This is a genomic window from Ruminococcoides sp., assembly GCF_057037865.1.
Window position 1 is genome coordinate 1 of sequence record NZ_DBLZMS010000011.1, and the last position, 18,280, is coordinate 18,280.

15 protein-coding genes and 1 tRNA gene are annotated in these 18,280 nt (G+C 35.5%); 10 read left to right on the forward strand and 6 right to left on the reverse strand.

The genetic code is table 11. The features are described from left to right. The first annotated feature begins 263 nt into the window (after nucleotides 1-263). From AC2HW8_RS09255 to AC2HW8_RS09265, 3 genes are all read left to right on the forward strand, one after another. A tRNA-Pro gene (locus AC2HW8_RS09255) sits at nucleotides 264-340 on the forward strand. A gap of 718 nt (nucleotides 341-1,058) precedes the next feature. Beyond that, nucleotides 1,059-1,838, forward strand: a complete 780-nt coding sequence (locus AC2HW8_RS09260) for a hypothetical protein (RefSeq protein WP_484327466.1) — start codon at nucleotides 1,059-1,061, stop codon at nucleotides 1,836-1,838. A 282-nt stretch (nucleotides 1,839-2,120) separates the two neighbouring features. Further along, nucleotides 2,121-2,249: a hypothetical protein gene (locus tag AC2HW8_RS09265; RefSeq protein ID WP_303693399.1), complete on the forward strand. Its 129-nt coding sequence runs from the start codon at nucleotides 2,121-2,123 to the stop codon at nucleotides 2,247-2,249. A 970-nt stretch (nucleotides 2,250-3,219) separates the two neighbouring features. On the opposite strand, the gene AC2HW8_RS09270 is transcribed toward AC2HW8_RS09265, so the two are convergent. The 4 genes from AC2HW8_RS09270 to AC2HW8_RS09285 form a co-directional block, all read right to left on the reverse strand. Next, a complete protein-coding gene (locus AC2HW8_RS09270; protein ID WP_484327467.1) occupies nucleotides 3,220-3,672 on the reverse strand; it encodes a hypothetical protein in 453 nt (150 codons plus the stop codon). Nucleotides 3,673-3,693: 21 nt separating this feature from the next. After that, nucleotides 3,694-3,945 carry a hypothetical protein gene (locus AC2HW8_RS09275; protein WP_484327468.1) on the reverse strand — a complete coding sequence of 84 codons (252 nt, stop codon included), beginning with the start codon at nucleotides 3,943-3,945 and terminating at the stop codon, nucleotides 3,694-3,696. A gap of 107 nt (nucleotides 3,946-4,052) precedes the next feature. Further along, nucleotides 4,053-5,750, reverse strand: coding sequence for an Ig-like domain-containing protein (locus AC2HW8_RS09280; protein WP_484327469.1), 1,698 nt, complete (start codon nucleotides 5,748-5,750; stop codon nucleotides 4,053-4,055). 172 nt (nucleotides 5,751-5,922) lie between these two features. Beyond that, on the reverse strand, nucleotides 5,923-6,549 hold the full coding sequence (locus tag AC2HW8_RS09285; protein ID WP_484327470.1) for a hypothetical protein: 627 nt from the start codon (nucleotides 6,547-6,549) through the stop codon (nucleotides 5,923-5,925). 505 nt (nucleotides 6,550-7,054) lie between these two features. On the opposite strand from AC2HW8_RS09285, the gene AC2HW8_RS09290 reads away from it, so the two are divergent. The 6 genes from AC2HW8_RS09290 to AC2HW8_RS09315 all read left to right on the forward strand — a co-directional run bounded on the left by AC2HW8_RS09290 (nucleotide 7,055) and on the right by AC2HW8_RS09315 (nucleotide 13,129). After that, entirely contained in the window at nucleotides 7,055-7,399 is a 345-nt protein-coding gene (locus AC2HW8_RS09290) for a hypothetical protein (RefSeq protein WP_484327471.1), read from the forward strand. Further along, the gene (locus AC2HW8_RS09295) at nucleotides 7,399-8,802 is read left to right on the forward strand and encodes an FtsK/SpoIIIE domain-containing protein (RefSeq protein ID WP_484327472.1); all 1,404 of its coding nucleotides are present in this window, start codon (nucleotides 7,399-7,401) and stop codon (nucleotides 8,800-8,802) included. The genes AC2HW8_RS09290 and AC2HW8_RS09295 overlap by 1 nt, the downstream gene beginning before the upstream one ends. A gap of 139 nt (nucleotides 8,803-8,941) precedes the next feature. Beyond that, entirely contained in the window at nucleotides 8,942-10,111 is a 1,170-nt protein-coding gene (locus tag AC2HW8_RS09300; RefSeq protein WP_484327473.1) for a Rep family protein, read from the forward strand. Nucleotides 10,112-10,132: 21 nt separating this feature from the next. Beyond that, nucleotides 10,133-10,312 carry a helix-turn-helix domain-containing protein gene (locus tag AC2HW8_RS09305; protein WP_415946969.1) on the forward strand — a complete coding sequence of 60 codons (180 nt, stop codon included), beginning with the start codon at nucleotides 10,133-10,135 and terminating at the stop codon, nucleotides 10,310-10,312. Between the two features lie 148 nt (nucleotides 10,313-10,460). Further along, nucleotides 10,461-11,696: a tyrosine-type recombinase/integrase gene (locus AC2HW8_RS09310; RefSeq protein WP_293642710.1), complete on the forward strand. Its 1,236-nt coding sequence runs from the start codon at nucleotides 10,461-10,463 to the stop codon at nucleotides 11,694-11,696. Nucleotides 11,697-12,469: 773 nt separating this feature from the next. Further along, entirely contained in the window at nucleotides 12,470-13,129 is a 660-nt protein-coding gene (locus tag AC2HW8_RS09315) for a hypothetical protein (protein WP_484327474.1), read from the forward strand. Nucleotides 13,130-13,464: 335 nt separating this feature from the next. Here AC2HW8_RS09315 and AC2HW8_RS09320 read toward each other — a convergent pair whose 3' ends face one another. Both AC2HW8_RS09320 and AC2HW8_RS09325 read right to left on the reverse strand, forming a co-directional pair. Continuing rightward, the gene (locus tag AC2HW8_RS09320) at nucleotides 13,465-15,114 is read right to left on the reverse strand and encodes a sigma-70 family RNA polymerase sigma factor (protein ID WP_484327475.1); all 1,650 of its coding nucleotides are present in this window, start codon (nucleotides 15,112-15,114) and stop codon (nucleotides 13,465-13,467) included. Nucleotides 15,115-15,707: 593 nt separating this feature from the next. Next, nucleotides 15,708-16,358, reverse strand: coding sequence for an HAD family hydrolase (locus AC2HW8_RS09325; RefSeq protein WP_015524274.1), 651 nt, complete (start codon nucleotides 16,356-16,358; stop codon nucleotides 15,708-15,710). A 306-nt stretch (nucleotides 16,359-16,664) separates the two neighbouring features. On the opposite strand from AC2HW8_RS09325, the gene AC2HW8_RS09330 reads away from it, so the two are divergent. Continuing rightward, entirely contained in the window at nucleotides 16,665-18,278 is a 1,614-nt protein-coding gene (locus tag AC2HW8_RS09330) for an O-antigen ligase family protein (RefSeq protein ID WP_484327476.1), read from the forward strand. Nucleotides 18,279-18,280 lie beyond the last annotated feature (2 nt).

Genomic DNA, 18,280 nt, shown 5'->3' on the forward strand with positions numbered 1-18,280 from the left:
TCCTGAATTGTTCATAATTATGTTCTGTAGCTTACATATAGCTAACAAAATCCCCTATTTTCCCCATTCCTATCCCCCTTGCAAGTTACCTGCACCAACAGCCGTTTCTTATGTAGGGACGGCTGTTTTGTATCGCATTTTCGGTCTGTTTTATGGTGATTTTCAAAATATTTGAATTAATTTTGAATAAAAAACGAAAATTATGTTGACAAATCCGAAAATATGGTATATAATAATTAAGCTGTTGTTATTAAACAACATTTCGAGGTGTAGCTCAGTTTGGTAGAGTGCTTGGTTTGGGACCAAGATGCCGCAGGTTCAAGTCCTGTCACCTCGACCAAAAGAGGTGGTTTTTTAACCACCTTTTATTTTTTCTCAACTTTACTCAAAGTTACTTTTCTTCCCATTCCTATGCGGTTTTTGGTAATTTTACGATAATTTGAGATATGTTTGAGTTAAGTTAAAAAAACGGCAATTACCACCTGAATTACCATATTAAATACCACCATGATTTTTGGATTGGTTAAAAATCAGGTGAATTTTAGAATTTTTCAAAAAAATTTTTTTGAACACAAAAGTCTTTATTGAACACAACTTAACAAATTCATTTTTTAGGATTAAGTCATACAGGCTTAGTCTTTTTTTATTGTCAAAATATTCTATATTATTGCAAAATATATATTTATGTGATATCATATAGTTGCGACACAAACTGAATACATTATCCCACGGTGGTTTGCATTTTTAATTAGGTAAAAATGCAGGCTCTTTTTCGCATACCATTGTTGGGAGTGAAGTTTGTGTCGCAACAATCAGGGCTTTGTGTTTTTCGGTGCAGGCTCTTGTTCTGCACCTTTTTTTAAAACAATACTTTTATATTTCATATTAGTTTTAAAAAATCTGCAAGCATTTTTTAAAGCTAATATGTAGCTTGTGTGCTGAATTTGTTTCTTTCACAAAGCATGATTAAATTTACTTTTGCGAGGTGATAGCAAGCAATTCATATCAACATGACAATTCATAGCTGATACATCGTTAAAGCAAAGGAGACTAACTATATGAAACATAAATCAATCATTCCAATCGTTCTTTGCGCTGTCATCTGCAGTGTCATTGCCACAGGCTGCGGCGATGACGGAACTATCACAGTAAATACACCTACACAGTCCGTCACTGAGAGCACACATGCATCTGACAGTACTGTCGGCAGTACCGAAGGTACAACCGACAACAAGAAACCAAACGAAACCAACCCTGCTGCAAGCAGCAGCACGAGTAATTCATCGCACGAACAGAGTTCGTCCTCGTCCGAAAATAACTCATCGAAGAATGACCCTCAAGAGTCATCCAAGACTGAATCATCTAAGAGTGATTCGTCACAAACCTCGAAGCCTGACAAGTCTGACTCATCTCAGACTTCAAAGCCTGACAAACCGTCGCCCAAGCCAACGCAGAAACCTAAGCCTAAGCCTACTGAGAAACCTGCCGCTAAACCGACACAGCATACTCACACATGGGTGAATGACACTAAAAAAGTAACCAAAACAGTCACAGTGACACCTGCAAAAACAGTTACTTATTGGCGTATAAACTATTCTTGTAATGATTGTGGTAAAAAATGGACTGTTACTGAAGAAACAGACTCCTACACCAGCTCTCAAATTGACGCTGACATCGACAGTCATATTCTCAATCACGCTTACAACGGTGGCGCAGGTTCTTACTCAGAGCACACAGACCATTACACCAAGACAACACCTGCCGTAACAAAAGACGTAACTCAAACTGTCACAACAGGCAGACACTGCACAACCTGCGGTAAGAAAGAAACGTATTAAGACTTTTACCCGATGGAAAACCCATCGGGTAAATTTTTTCTATCTTGAATTAAATATATAGCTATGCTATAATTAAATGGGTATAGTCTTTTGCACCGACACTTACTCTGCGAATCCCATTTACATCCCACAAATGGGCATAACTCAGCAAATAAATAGCCGTAATAATTAACTGAAATGATTTTAAAAATAATTTCTTCGTTAATTACACAAAAAGACTATACCGATTAACTGCCTATACAGGCAGCGAGATACCAACTAAATAGAAAGGGGACAGACATTTTGATTTATACTAAACTTACTAAAAAAGCAATTAAACTTGCTTTTAAAGCACACAAAGATGTGAAAGGTCAGGACGGTCTTCCGTACATATGTCACCCTCTGCACCTTGCAGAACAGATGAGTAAGTAATTAAATCAAAGTTTTCATTCTACAGCATATACAGAAACTAAGCTATATGATATTCGTTATCAGATAGCTTTTTTTATTTGCGAAATTGTGAATAATTATACGCTGAATTTACATTTTTACAATTTAATTGTGCAATTTTTAAACCCATTTTTGGACAAAAAAAGCCCACTTGTGACCTTTTTGCTATATCAAATTGTCCCGTGATTTTGTCACAAAAAATTTTAATATTTGTGACAAGAAATTGGGGTTGGCTCGAAAAGCCAGCGTACAAGCCATTTTTTATGTCACAAATATTTGTGACAAAATTTGTGTTTTTCTGTGTTTTGATTCTTTTAGAGAATTAAAACGTGTTTTTGCCTTGATTTTTAATATTTATAATAAAATGGACTATATTTTTGAAGCTGAGTTATCGGGACATTTTTAGGTTACAAAATGTCCTTTGATGGGACGAAAATGGGCAGAAATTTGACTTATTTTTTCAGAGTAATACAGCAAGAATTATTCTTAATAGGAATAATACAGTGAAAAGAGGGTGTGATTTGAGTGATTTCAGCGGTTTTGTCACAAATATTTGAAATTTTTTGTGACAAAGAAAATGGCTTAAATACTGGTGTTTTGAATATTTATAAAAAATATTGGCACAAAGTTGAAAAAAAAGTGTGACAAAGAAAATGGCTTAAATAAGGGGCTATTGGGATTTTGTCACAAAAACACAAAAAAATTTAAGTTAATATAAGAAAAAATTTTATATATAATAAAATACACCTTAATTATTTGTGTAATTTTAACAGTGTATTTTTACGTGTTTTACTATGTGGTGTATTATAAAGTAGGTATATATACTTTTTGAAATTTTTTGTGTTTTTGTGACAAGACATGATTTTGAGGTCTTTTATTTACAAAAATGATTTTTGAAATAATTAAGGGGTATTTATTTTTTGAGAATATGCAACAGAATGCAAAAAAATTTTCATACATTATTTCCTTTCTCGTTTTCAAACATAACCTCGTAGTTATTGAAATTATACAGCGTTACCATATAGGCATTGGGATAGCCGTTCTCCGACTTAATCCAGCCTTTGAGATTACTGATTTCAAAATATCTTTTGAGAGCTGTGTCTGTGAGATTGTCATTAGGGATTTCGTTGAAAAATACATTGCCGTAATTTCGTCTCGTGTATCTGTCATAATCTACATAATCTATTCCCGTCCATTCGCTCTCGCTGAGAACATTCTCAGGGATGTGTTTGAGAATGGCGGCTTTCGCTTCAGTGAGCAAGTCTATTAACTCTTTGACAGAATCAATGGTTTTTGTTCTGTCTTCATACGGCTTTGTAATTTTGTTTACTGCATGACCGAGGCAGTCTTCGCCTATGAGATAGGCTTTTTTGTAGTAATAAAGGTCTGTAAAAAAGTCAAGCATTTGGTTATTCTCCTTTATTCGTCAATATTTAATATTGATGATTTTTGCGTCATCTATATAACCTTGCATGATGGTGTTCAGTGCATCCTGAGCTTCTGTTTCCGAATAGAAAGTCGCAAGCACTGTTTCAACTGAAGTAATGTTGCTGAATTTGTTTACGCCTACGATGTTGTAATGTGTTGCTACATTCCCGTCAGCTTTTTCGATTTTGATTTTTTCAAAACGGTCTAAGTTAATAAATTCATAGGGTTTGTATTTTTCGTGTAATAACATAGTGTGTGAGTCTCCTTTCACATAATGAAAAGACCCCGTGGATATTTTCACGAGGTCTTTTTTGTATTTATGTCACAGCTTTTGTCAGCCATGTTTGTTACGGGTTTTTAATCGACATACCAGCCTTCACGCTGTACGCGTTCGCCGACTTTAAGCATTACAACTTCGCTGTACCAACCGCCGGGTTCGCCATTGCGTGCGTGTGCATTGCGGTGCTCATCATGGTCGCTTTTTGTGATAAAAATTCCTTTACGACCGTCTTCAGTTTCATATTTTGTTCCGGGAGCGGCATTGTATTTGATTAACCTGCCGCAGCCTTTGCATACATCTAAGTCTGTCGGTTTATATACAGGCACGATTGCGTACTTGTGATATGTTCTGTATCCGTCAGCTGATACAATGCATGTTGCCGAGACACCGTTTGCTTTAGCGGTAATTTTTACATCAGCCCAGTAGTCCTCGATGTCATAGAGAGCTTTTGTAACAGTGAGTTTGCCGTTTGAGTCAACCTTTACAAGCTTAGGATTTGACGATGTCCATGTCACTTTCTGTGACGGGCTTACCGTAGCTTTAAGTGTACAAGGTTCGCCTGCACCGAGTGTCACTTTAGTCTTATCAAGCTTAATAGTTGTTTTGGCAAGTTCGTTAACGGTTACTTTGCAAGATGCTGATGCACCGTCAACCTTAGCTGTGATTGTGGCAGTACCCTTAGTCTTAGCTGTGACCTTGCCATTCTTATCAACGGAAGCAACGCTTGAGTTCGATGACGACCATGATACAGCCTTATTTGTACCTGTAACGGTTGTCTTGAGCGTATATGTCTTACCCTTAGTGAGAGTAAGGTTTGTCTTGTCAAGCTTAACAGAGGGCTTTACAGGGGTTGTTACGGTGACACCCTTTGAATCATATCCGCTTGTGAATTTGTTAGCTGATGAATTGATACATCTTACTGTGTAGGTATATGTCTTGCCTGATGAAACATCTTTGTCAATATACGAGGTTGAAGTTGTATCGACCATTCGTGTCCAACCTTTACGGCTCTTGTAGTAAACTCTGTACTTTTCAGCACCGTTTACTTTATCCCAACTGATTTTTACACCGCCGTCTACGCTCTCGGCTTTGGTAATCTTCGGAGCTGAAATATATTTTACTGATTTGCCCTTTGAATCATATCCGCTTGTGAACTTAGTTGCAGATGAGTTGATGCACCTTACCGTGTAGGTGTAATTTTTGCCTGATGAAACATCCTTATCGATATATGAGGTTGAAGTTGTATCGACCATTCTTGTCCAACCCTTACTACCCTTGTAGTAAATTCTATACTTTTCAGCACCGTTTGATTTGTTCCAGCATATCTTTACACCGCCGTTTACACTTTCAAGCTTTGAAATTTCAGGAGCGGCAATATATTTAATTGACTTGCCTTTGCCGTTATATCCGCTTGTGAACTTAGTTGCAGATGAGTTGATGCATCTTACTGTGTAGGTGTAATTTTTGCCTGATGAAACATCCTTATCGATATATGAGGTTGAAGTTGTATCGACCATTCTTGTCCAACCTTTACTGCCCTTGTAGTAAATTCTGTACTTTTCAGCACCGTTCACCTTGCCCCAGCTTATTTTTACACCGCCGTTTATACTTTCAGCCTTTGAGATTTTCGGGGTTGCAAGACTTGTCTTTGCTGACTGTGCCGAAACAACAGGGGCATTCGTTTCAACAGCGCTTGCCGTAAACGGAACTGCTGTTGCCGTGCCTACCGTCATTATTGCAGAAAGCAATAACGGTATTATTCTTTTTGATTTCATTATTATGCCTCCTAAAAAGTATGTTTTGATGATACTTACATCTGTAACTAAATTTTATATCTTTAATTATAATTAGTCAACAATATGCAGGTAATTTCTCCTCATTTGTGATGACTTTTTGTTGAATAAAAGAATAACCGCCTGCTTAGTATGCCTAAACAAGCGGTCATTTTTATGTTTGTGTATCAGAATTAGTTTTAGAAATGTATTTATTATAGTTTCGTTTCAACTTTTCTTCTTCCTTAACAAGAACATCCAAATTACTAATAAAAGCGTTCATCTTATCAATGTACTCATTATACTTGAAATCAGAAAGGTGTTTGCCGATAAATTCGTTTAACTCAGGTTCTCTCTGATTATACATTGAAATTATCTCATCAAATTTACTATGCAGTTCATTAATCTTAGCAATGTTTTCAAGACTTCTAAAATCATCATTAAACTTACTAACGGATTCCTCAGTCATATACTTAAATTTGTCAGAATGGTACTTCTTAAAATATTTAAGCAAATAATATCCGCACTTACTGTCAAACTCCTCAATAGTAACCTTTTTGTCATGGTTCTCAGTAGTTGGATTTTCGTTATCAATATCATTAAAAATATTTCTGTCCTTTAAAACTTTGATTTTGTGACGAAGACTTTCTTTGAATCTGTCAAGAGATGAAGTGTAATTATATTTACCTCTTGAATTTTTAGAATATCTATTAAACTCATCTGGAAAATTTAACTTATATCTTACTTTGAAGTATATATTGGCGATTTTATCTGCGCCAATTTTATCTGATTTTCTGTTCATTTGAAGACTCCTTTTTGTTAGATTTTTAGTTATACAATGAATACATGAAATTTTTTTGAATTTGCAAAAAAATTTTTTAAAAAATATTTTTTGCAAAATAAAAATTCCTATTTTCGCACACGTTTTTTTATCTGTTTCTACTTCTATTATACGCCTAAATATTCATAAATCAACCCTTATATTTAACTTTTTTCGATATTTTTTAAAAAGCAAAAATTTATTAGTCAAAATAAATTACCATTGTTATATTTTGTGTGTTGTGGTACTATATAGGTGTCGAAAGGAAAAATTTTGACAAAATACATTGAAAAATGGGTAAGATTTTATGAATTTATTTTTGAACAAAAATAAATCATCTTTAAGATTGTTGATTTAATTTTCCTAATTTTAAGCCATCGCTCGAAATCCCTTTATTTGAGCGGATTTTCGAGGTGTCGATTATTTTTTCGTAAAAAATAATTCATATTTTTTTCCTTTTTTTCAATTAAGAAGGGAGTGAATTTCGATGCACTTTTTGCAGCTCTTTCAGAAATTTGATGCAAAAGAATTTTTTGGTAACAAAGTGATTAAATGTATCAATTGTGTTCCTTGGAATGATTACAACACCAAAGAACACCGTGGTACAAAAGTAAACTGTATTATCATTAAAGACGGTACAGATTACCATGGCAAAGAAGGCAGCAATCGTTACGAAAAGCTGACTTTTAAAGTCCCGAAGGATATTGTTATTCCTGAGGAGGCTTATGTTGCTCCTGTAAACCCTGTAGCAAAGGTTTATGGAGAATACAATAATATGCTTAGCATCACTTGCGATGATGTTACAATTATTAAGAAAGAAGTGTCTAAATAATGCAGACTTTCAGTACAAAAGCGGCACGAATTTCTTACTGCGCACCGACTGTAAAATTTATTACAGTCGGTGCGATAGCAACATTGATGACTATTGTTTTTGGCTTAGGAATGAATATTCCATTCATTCACGGTACAAAAGCAATGATAGTGCCATTAGTTGTTGGTGTCATAAGTGCCGCAACCGCTTTTTTGTTCTTTATGGTTTCATTCACATCTTTATTTTTCGACTTCATAGACGAAACAAGAGTTATAAACCGTAAAGTCAGAAATGCTTTCTGTTATTACAGAAACGGTAATCCTCTGAATCTCAAAGAAGGCGAAAAATTGCCAAAATTCACATGTGAAAAATTCACCTACGACTTGTACCATATAAGGGTTATTCCAAACGGTGTGAACATTACGAAACTTATGGAAGCAGGTTCATATGTATCGGCGGCTCTTAACAAAAGGTTTAAAAACTTTGTTGTTATTGATGCCGCTACCGATAGATACGGAACTTATGTTGAATACACTATAAGAGACATAAGCGTTGACAGAAATTTTTATTTCCGTAGTATCAATGATATGAAGCCTTCTGAAATCAGTAAAAATCGTATCAGAGTGCAGAAAGGTACTTTGATTGACCTTAAATCATGTGGTTCAATACTCGTAGCAGGCAAAACACGAAGCGGTAAAACAACGGGTGTAATTTCCATTATTTTACAAGCATTGGTATTAGGCAGAGACAATTTCGGTAGTGAAATCATGATAATTGACCCTAAAATGGCTGAATTGTCACGACTTCCGCGCACTTATACACTTGATAATGACGGTGAAGCAAAAAACATTCTGAAAGCTATAAAACATTTTTCGGAAACTATCACCAAAAGACAAGCCTATCTTAATGATTTGTCAGAAAAGACAGGCAACGCTGTCAAGTGGTGGGAAGCAGGAATGCACTGCTCGTTCCTGTTCATTGACGAGTATGTTGCATTGCGTTCAATTCTTCCAAAAAAGCCGTTAAAGAATGCCCCTGATTACAGTCTTGAAGCTTTTGATAACCTTCTCAAAAGAATTGTTACCATGGGTGCATCTGCTGGGTGTTTTGTCATTGTCAGCATTGCAGAAGCAAGTGTTCAGGAAGGCGGTCTTCCGTCAATGCTCCGCTCTGCAATGCAGACAAAAATACTTTTTAAGCCTACCTTGACCGAGGGAAAACTTCTTTGGGACAATGTACAGCTTGAAAAGTTTCAGGACGGTCAGACTTATAAAGCAGGCGATGCTTGGTTTTCAAGTCCTGACGGCGTAAATGATAATGTTCAGCCTGTGCACTTTCCTATTATGGATTTTGACGTGTACAAGCAACTTGGCAGGCAACTTTCCTTGTATTACAAGAAAGGAAAGCACCACAACCGTGGTTAACACGGTTGTGGTGCCAGCAAGTCAATCATTAAATACAGCCTAAGTATTGCCGTTGTAGGGCTTGTTTACAACGGCAATACTTAAAGTGCCAAGTGCCAAAACGCACTTGAGCATTAAAAAATTAAAGGTGGAAATTTAGTTGAAAAGCAATCAAATTAAGTCAAAAAATATGATGGCTGTACAACAGTTAAAATACCTTCCAAACGGTGGAGATGTTGACAAATTGTATGACCTCATTGAAGGTACACTTAAACCAAAGCGTTTTGCCCTGATAGTGCATGATAAGGATTTTGACGAAAGTACAAGCAAAATAGCTGAACCTCATGTACATATAATGCTCTCATTTTTAAATGCACGCAGTATCTCAAATGTTGCAAAGACTCTTGGTATTCAGCCACAGCAGATTGCAAAATGGGATGGCAAAGCGGCAAACGGTTTTGCTTATCTTGTACACAGGACAAAAGATAGTTCTGACAAATACCAGTACAATCCAATAGATGTTAGTGCTAACTTCGATTATCCGAAAGAACTTGAAATCTACGAACAGAACGCAAAAAACAATGCGAAGAAAATCAAAATGACTGAAAAGTTAGATGATTTGTACAACGGAAAAATCACAAGGGAAGAACTCGAAGATTCATTAACAGGCGCTTTATATGCTCGCTACAAAAGGCAGATTGATGACATTTATGCAAAGCGACTTACGGATGAATCAAAAAAATTCAGAAAGAAAATGATTGACGGTAACGTTCCCTTAATTGTTATTTGGATTTACGGTCAGTCAGGTTTGGGCAAGACAAGACTTGCCAAAAAAATTGCGACCGACAAAGGTAACCCGTGGTTTATCAGCGGTTCAAGTCGTGACTTATTTCAAAACTACAACGGAGAACATACGATAATTCTTGATGAATTGAGACCTGACGACGGACTCACTTACAGAGATATGTTAAGGTTGCTCGACCCTTATGGCTTTGATATGAATGCACCGTCAAGATACAGAGACAAGGCAATTGCCGCAGATTTGATTATTATTACATCACCGTTCACTCCTAAAGAGTTTTACGATAAACTTTTTCACAATACTATCACATATTTCGATTTTATTGACAGTTTTAATCAGTTACTCAGAAGAATAAGCGTAATTATCAACGTTAATTCATCTGACATTCACAGAGAATATTATGACAGTCAAACAGGAAACCTTCTTACAGACAATAACTCAATCAGAGCAAATCCTTTTGCTGTCACAAACAATAACTTTGGAAGCCCGATATCTTCAGAAGATATTTATAATAGAATTAAATTTTAATCAGAAAGGGGCGATAACGAGATGGAAATGACTACATTAAGTTTTCTTTCAGCAAAGGATGTTGCAAATTACCTTGAATGTTCTTTGCCAACTGCACGAAAGATTATGAGCAGAAAAGATTTTCCTGCTATTAAGATTGGAAAGTCTCTTAAAGTAGAAGCAACGGCATTCCACGAGTGGACACAAAAAAGAAGGACATAAGTTTAAAAATAAAATATAAATTCAAATAAAAGCAAAGAACACAGAAGCTAATTATTGACACAAAGGCATTTTCGATATAAAATAGCTTGTGTATCAATAAAGCTTTTGTGTTCATATTATCAAATTAAATTAAGAGGAGAAAATTAAAATGATTGATAATATGATTACGGATAACAAAACTAAGAACCATAAAAAAGGCAAAAGCAATAAGTCAAACAACACTGTTAAAAACAATCATAAGTGCACACAGCATCTTGCCTATGGTGAAGGTTCACACTATTATGATGATAGCCACGATAAGTTTGTAGCACAGTTCAATATTGAAACTGATGATGGCAAGAAGCGCAGAACAGTTTATGCAGATTCCGAACTTGAAGTAATCCGCAAGATGGACAAAGAAAAGTTTCTTGCACAGCAGGGTGTCTATAATGTCAAAAATAAGATTACAGTCTATGACATGGGTTACAAAATCATTGATAGAGAATATCAGCTGAATCATATCAAACCTACTACATATGACAGAAAGTGTGAAACACTCAAATTGTTGTCACCTCTCTACAGTATACCTATTCAGAAAACTACCGAAGATGATATTTATGACTTTCTTGTTTCAATAACTCACTACTCACAGTCAGTTATCAATAAGGTATTTCTTATGCTGGGTTGCATTTTCAGAGAAGCTGTCAAAAAGAAAATCATCACCAAAAATCCTATGGATGATGTTAAAAAACCTAAATCAAATCAGAAGTTTGAAAAGGTACGTGCTCTTACTGTTAAAGAACAGAAAAAATTGACTGACATTCTTACAAGCAATGATATTCTCTATTCGGAACAGATGATTCTTTCAATGTTCACAGGCATGCGCATGGGCGAAATCAATGCTCTTGAGGTTAATGATATTGACCTTATCAACAATAGAATCACCATTGGGAAAACAGTCAGCAGAGGTAAGAACGGCAAAACCGTTCTTAGTAACTGCACTAAAACCAAAGCCGGCATGAGAAAAATTCCTATCAGCGATGAAATTGCTTATTTCCTTAGAGAGTATATTGACGACCAGCGTGAAGGATTGTTGTTTACTTCATCAAATGGTAAGTATGTTACTACAAATCAGGTGAATAGTCAGTTTGCTAACGTCATCAAAAAACACCATATTCTTGATGATTCCATTGACGGAAAGGTTTCACTTCATTCATTGAGACACACATATGCAACAAGATGTATTGAATCAGGTATGTCTGCAAAGGTTCTTCAAAGCCTTCTCGGACACAAAGATATTTCCATTACCTTGGATACATATTGTGATGTGTTTCAGGAGTTCAGCAATGAAAAAATTGCAATAGCTAATGACTACATGAGAGACAACGGTCTTTCAATTCACTAAATTTCAAACTTGCCGAATTACCATACAAAGTACCACCTTACGCTGAAAAGCCAGTGTTTAAGCCACTAAGTATGCTCACCTCGACCAAAAAAGGTGGTTTTTTAACCGCCTTTTATTTTTTGCCAAAATTACTTAAAATGCCTTAAAAGTGGCTTAAACACTGGGTTTTTGAGATTTTAAAAATTCAGTTGAGTAATTTTGAATTAAGTTAAAACAAAATAAAATGCAGTCAAACTTACTGTCAAACTTACTGTCATTTTAGTTTGCCTGCTGATTTTCAAGGAAACAAGATAATATATTTTTAAATTTTATTACACCGTAGCACAAAGATTTTTCTATTATTAAAACAACAAAGAGGTTAAGCAATTTTTTCTAATGCTTAACCTCTTTTTTTATTTTGTTGATTACAGAGCATTCCCATACCATAACAATCCTCTATATTTTTGTTCTCAATTAACATTATGCTTCATCACCTACAAAACTGCATATTGTCATCTTAATACCTCTTTTCTATTTTAAATATGATTACTTTTCTATTAAAAAGTGTACCACATATAAATCACAACCAGTAAACCTACTACTACCAAACAGATAAATAGTAGTACTCCAATATCCATATACTCTACAACCTTTCTATTTTTAAATAAGTAATTATTTTTACACTATTAATACCCTTGGTTTTTCCATAAAGGCATATCAAATAAACACGAACCTTGATTTCTACCCTACTTAGTGATACTATTTAACTAAACACCCCAAAGGAGTACAAATCTATGAACATTAAAGATATACCCTATAAAGAGTATTATTACATCTTTGAGATTGATTGCGTTAAGCAGGCTTGCTCTATTATAAATAGTTTAGAACATATTATTAACGAAAAGGAAATTATCTGTGATAAGGATAAGAATCTTCTAATAACCTATATAAAGGATTTTAAAGAAATTAGTAACCACTTAAAAACAAGAGAACACATAAATAGCTACCACGATTATGAAAATAGCATGAAAGCCTTAGCTATAATTAATGCTAAAATACAAGCTATCTTGTATAACTATAATCTTCCGAATACTAACTTTCATATAGATAATTATTGTAAACGAATAAACTCTTTATTAACTTTCACACATACTGCCAAAGACATCTTTATGCAAAATCATAGTGTAGTAATTATATTAATAATATCGGTAACAATACTATTAATATTAATTATGTTTTTTAAAAGTGACATTAATCTTTTAGTCATTATTATTCTTCTTTGGTTTTTATTTGCACTCATTGCTCTTTTAATTAATAAAATACTTCAAAAGCGTTTTAAAGCAAATCAAATAAACAAAATATTAAATACAAATACCTATATAAATTCTCAAAAGATTAAAACATATCGAAAAAAGCTAACTTCTCTAATCAAAAGTGTACCCCATGTAAAATAATACTGATACAAGTGATATTCCACCCACAATCATAAATATACAAAAAGGTACACTATGTTTACCTCTCTTGTACCATGAAACTAAATCCATTGCATATGAAAATTCTATCACTACGAAATAGATGAATAATAACAGCAAGCAATTAATATAATCCATATACTCTACAACCTTTCCTTTTATTTTATTATATTATACCATATATTATAATTAAATTGAATACTTTCTTTAGTATAATATTTATTTTTAGCATAGAAAAAGAGGGTTCATAAAGAACCCTCTCTTCCTAATAATTATTTTAAGGATTTATACTTGCTGTCGAATTAATACCAACACACTTAGTTGATAGGAACTTTTTTATCCCAGTGATCATTTTCAGATACTTCCTCGTCGTAAGCTGGGGTGATTGTTTCTGTATAAGCTTCTCTCCAATGACCGTCTTCTACTGTTTTTGTGCCTGTCTGTACATATTCTTCTTCATAATGATAAGAACCTCTGCCACCATTTTCTCTTACTTCCCAAGTAAGATGCTCTCTTCTTGAGTTAGCATCTGCTAACTTCATACCGCAGTCATTGCATACATTGTAACCTACCCAACCATATACTGGCTCCTCGTGAGTACCTGTTACAATCCATTCCTTATCGTGAAATTTTGTCACAGCATCGTGATGCTTATAGTACTTATACTTCTTAGCTGCTGTCGTTTCAGTATTTGACGCTGGCTTCTTGTTGTTACTTGAAGAAGTAGCTGGCTTCTGATTATTACTTGAAGAGTTGCTTGGCTTAGCTGGCTTCTTGTCGTTATCAGATGTATTTGTCTTTGAAGATGTATTTGACTTTGTATCTTCTTTCTTTTCGGTGTTACCCTTGTTGCTGTTGTTTTTGTTAGATACTGTAGTTTTTACATCGTCAACCTTAACTGTAACTGTCTTACCGTCATCGGTTTTTACTTTTACTTTGCCGTCTTTTACTTCAACTTTCTTACCATTCTTGTCTGTGATGTTGCCGTCCTTGTCGACTTTGATTTCACCCTTGTCTACCAAATCTTTAACTGCCTTTGGAACTGTAGTTTTCGGTACAGTTGTTGGAACAGTTGATGTCTGTACGGTTGAAGATATTACTGACGGTTCTGTCGGTTCTTTCTCAGCGTTACAGCCTGCAAGAATGCTTATGCCGACTGCTGATATGCCTGCAAGTATTGTAGCACCGCAGACAACGGCAATTACCTTTGTTTTTACTGTCGCAGTTGCTGTTGCCTTTACGATAGATGAAACTGTTGACTTTGCACCTGTTGCAATGCCTTTTGTTGCAGAGGTTGCAAGTGTCTGTCCGTTCGGGAGCTTGATTGTAATGTTCGGTACTGCAAGGCTCTTTGCTTCTTCCTTGAAAATAGTTGTAAAGAAAGGTACAACAACAACGCCGTGAAGCTTGTCACCGCTCTTTTTTTCGTAATCTTCAATTGCAGTTTTCATCTTTGCTCTTGAAGAGTTAAGGCGAGATTTTACCGTTCCCTCTGAAATTTCAAGTCCCTGTGCAATTTCAGAAATTGACATTTCATCAAAATAAAACATTAAAACAGTCTGATACTGATTGAATGAAAGTGTGTCTTCCATAATCTGTAACAGTACTTTTCTTTTTTCTGTTTTGGTTATGTACTCCTCGGGGAGCATTAACTCGTCTGTTTCTGCTTCTGTAATCAGAACTTCATCATCTATCTGATATTCCACCTTTCCTTTCAATTTATTTTTGCTTTTGTTTGTTGCTATTGCCGTGAGCCAACCGCAAAATTTTTCTTCATCTTTGAGTGTATCAAGTTTTAAGAATGCGGTGATGTAGGTTTCCTGCATTATGTCTTTTGCGTTTTCTTCATCTTTGAGCAAAGAAAGGCAGTTGTACCACACATCATTATGTGTAAGCTCATACAGCTTATCAAATGACTTTTTATTTCCGCTCTTTGCACTTGATACAAGCTCTTTGATTTTCTTCATAATATTTCCTCCTTTTTTGTAATTTTTTTGCGTTCCTATATATTAGATACTTTGAACGGCAAAAAGGTTCATTTTTTCGAAAAATTTTTTGAAAATTTTTAAAAAAAGTTTAAAAACTTTGAAAAAATTTAAAACATCACCGTTTTTCTAATAAAAAAGGTGCATAGACAAGCTACGCACCCGAAAAACACATAGCCCTTTTGTCGCCAAACAAATTCAACGCTTACTACAAGTATGCTGAAATAGAGCCTGCATTTTTTACCGAAATAAAAAATACACACTTAGGTGAACTTGAAATTAAATTTTTGTTTGGCATTTTTATTTTAGCATACAATATGTGAAAATTCAATATTATTTTAAATTAACTTTTAAAATTTATGTAAAAGAATTTAACAATATCAATTCCGTACTATCATATTTCTGTTTATCAAACATCTCGTTTACAAGCAAAAGTATGTCGTTGTATCATTGTTATTATACAGAATTAAATTTGCATAAAAAAATCAGGCAATCGTTATGACTGCCCGATTTGTTTTTGGAAAATTTACAATTTTAATCCTATTTATGCACTGCTTTACACGCACTAACCGTAATCAGAGTGCCATGACTTTTTGAGAGATTTCTGCCGGAGATGACACTGTACCGACGCACTTGTACTCTTCGGTCTCTTCCTTGGTTTTAAAGCCCCAGCCGTATAGCACAGCGAGGAAGTCCATACCTATTTCTTCTGCACCCTTTGCCTCGATTGTGCTGTCGCCGACAAGGATACTTTCTTCAACGGAAACTCCTGTCTGCTCACACGCCTGCAAAAGCAGATGACTCTTTGTGAGGTTTGTACCGACATCTGTTGCACATACTGCGTCGAAAACATCCGACGCCTCGTAGGTTTCAAGAATATCCGTCGTGAACATTCTGTGCTTTTGAGTTGCTATTGCAAGCTTAAAACCGCTTTTCTTGAGTTCACGAAGAGCGTCATAAATTCCGTCATAGACGGTGAACATCTCTTTTCCTTTCTGGGAATAAAGCTTGCTGTAATTCTTTACGGCATATTCAATTTCGTCATCACTCATATTAAAGAGCGTTTTAAATCCGTATTCAAGCGGTGCGCCAATTACTCCGTAGAGTGCGCTGTGTTCGACAGGCTCATAGCCCATTGCAACTGCTGTTGTATTGAAACAATATAAAATTCCGGGGGCTGTGTCGGCAAGAGTGCCGTCAAAGCCAAAAACAACTAATTTTTTCATAAAACCACCCAATCTGCAAATAGATAAATTCATAAACAATTTTTTACAAAAGTCTTTGTCCTGCAAATATGGAAATACATCTCAAGGGGAATTATACCATTTTACGGAGATAAATACAATACTAATTTTTCCACAAGTATTAATTTAGGAATAAAAGTGCCGAAAAATATGCAATTATTGTTCTTTTGCAAGCATATGCCAATCGAAACAAGTCGAAAACCAGAGCTTTCAACTTACTTTATTTCTTGACAACATCGTGTGTGCGTTATAAAATTGAAGTACATTATATTGAAAGGTTATTTTATTATGACTTCTGCAAAGCATAAAAATCCGCCTGCCAAACCAAAAGAAAAATATTCGGTACAGCAGGCGCTCACAAACTATTATCTGCTTATTATGTTCACGCTTTTTCCGTTGTTTTTCACGGACGCATATTTTAACATCAGGCATGACAAGTATTACTTTTTCATTATATTGACGGGTATTCTCGTTATTGCGGAATTTCTTATTATTATGACCGCAAGCGTTGATAAACCGCCGGAAGACTCAAAGCTTGAAAAGCCTAAACCAAAGCATTTGTATGAAGAGCTTTCGTTTATAGACTGGGCATTTATTGTATTCCTCGGGATAAATGTCATTTCAACGCTGTTGTCTGCAAACCCTTTGGATGCACTTATGGGTACTCAGGGACGAAACAACGGACTTGTGCTTATGGCATTTTACACCGCAGCATATTTTATGATTACAAGGTGCTTTAAATATTTTGAATACATATTCGTTGCGCTTGCGTTCGGTTCAATGATAGTTTATGCACTTGCGGTGCTTAACTCATTCTATATTGATCCTCTCGGGATGTTTACTCTTCTCACCGACCAACAGACTATTACCGACTTCACTTCAACAATCGGCAACAAAAATCTGCTTTCAAGCTACATCTGCATCGCTATGCCTGTTATGATTGCAATGTCGGTTATCACGGAGAAAACCTTGCTCAGGGCAATTTATCTTATTGCAACAGGATTTGGCTTTGCGGCTCTTATGACTGCCGACAGCGATTCCGGCATTCTCGGCATGGCTGTATTTATGATTATTTACCTTGTATGGTTTTCAAACAGCCTTGTCAGACTGAAAAGATTTTTCCTTTCGGCAACTGTTATGCTGTTGTTTGCAAAACTGCTCAGATTGTTCTCGCTCTGCTTTGACGACAAAAGCAAGGGCTTTGATAAATTTCAGGAAATTTTCGTTTTCTCAGGCATCGGCTGGATATTGCTTGCAGCTTGTGCCCTTATTACAGGGATTTTGTATCTTATTGATTACAAAAAACCAAACATCACAATTTCAAAAGCCGTGCCGATTGCTCTTGCCGTTGTATTCGGATTTTGTGCTGTTGCCATGATAGGAATTATGGTATATTTCAGCTGTATTGACACCAAAACCGACCTCGGCAGTTTTGAAAGAATTATCCGCTTTAACGATATATGGGGTACGCACAGAGGCTTTATGTGGGTAAGGTCGATATGGATTTTCGGCGACGCTTCATTTATTGAAAAGCTGTTCGGCGTAGGTCCGGATATGTTCTACTCCGCATTCAGTCCGTACTTTGATGACCTTTCAAAATACGGTGACAGCTCAACAAATGCCGCCCATAACGAATATCTAAACTACCTTATCACAATCGGAATTACGGGACTTCTTTCCTATCTTGCCATTGTGTGCGGTACGATTAAGAACGCAGTTAAGTATGCAAAGGAAAATCCGATGCTGATTGCGTGCGTTTCGGCTGTTATCTGCTATGCTGTTCAGTCTGTTGTAAACCTTTATCAGCCGATTACAACTCCGCTGTTTTTCATCTTCATAGCTTTGTGCGAGGCTTTTGTAAGAAACGCCAAGGCTGAAAAATCTGCCGTATCTGCCGTATAAAT

Coding starts and splice junctions, on each gene's coding strand:
- AC2HW8_RS09280 (WP_484327469.1), bottom strand. CDS start 5,750: ATGAAATCAAAAAGAATAATACCGTTATTGCTTTCTGCAATAATGACG.
- AC2HW8_RS09285 (WP_484327470.1), bottom strand. CDS start 6,549: ATGAACAGAAAATCAGATAAAATTGGCGCAGATAAAATCGCCAATATA.
- AC2HW8_RS09290 (WP_484327471.1), top strand. CDS start 7,055: ATGCACTTTTTGCAGCTCTTTCAGAAATTTGATGCAAAAGAATTTTTT.
- AC2HW8_RS09260 (WP_484327466.1), top strand. CDS start 1,059: ATGAAACATAAATCAATCATTCCAATCGTTCTTTGCGCTGTCATCTGC.
- AC2HW8_RS09320 (WP_484327475.1), bottom strand. CDS start 15,114: ATGAAGAAAATCAAAGAGCTTGTATCAAGTGCAAAGAGCGGAAATAAA.
- AC2HW8_RS09270 (WP_484327467.1), bottom strand. CDS start 3,672: ATGCTTGACTTTTTTACAGACCTTTATTACTACAAAAAAGCCTATCTC.
- AC2HW8_RS09315 (WP_484327474.1), top strand. CDS start 12,470: ATGAACATTAAAGATATACCCTATAAAGAGTATTATTACATCTTTGAG.
- AC2HW8_RS09310 (WP_293642710.1), top strand. CDS start 10,461: ATGATTGATAATATGATTACGGATAACAAAACTAAGAACCATAAAAAA.
- AC2HW8_RS09275 (WP_484327468.1), bottom strand. CDS start 3,945: ATGTTATTACACGAAAAATACAAACCCTATGAATTTATTAACTTAGAC.
- AC2HW8_RS09330 (WP_484327476.1), top strand. CDS start 16,665: ATGACTTCTGCAAAGCATAAAAATCCGCCTGCCAAACCAAAAGAAAAA.
- AC2HW8_RS09295 (WP_484327472.1), top strand. CDS start 7,399: ATGCAGACTTTCAGTACAAAAGCGGCACGAATTTCTTACTGCGCACCG.
- AC2HW8_RS09325 (WP_015524274.1), bottom strand. CDS start 16,358: ATGAAAAAATTAGTTGTTTTTGGCTTTGACGGCACTCTTGCCGACACA.
- AC2HW8_RS09305 (WP_415946969.1), top strand. CDS start 10,133: ATGGAAATGACTACATTAAGTTTTCTTTCAGCAAAGGATGTTGCAAAT.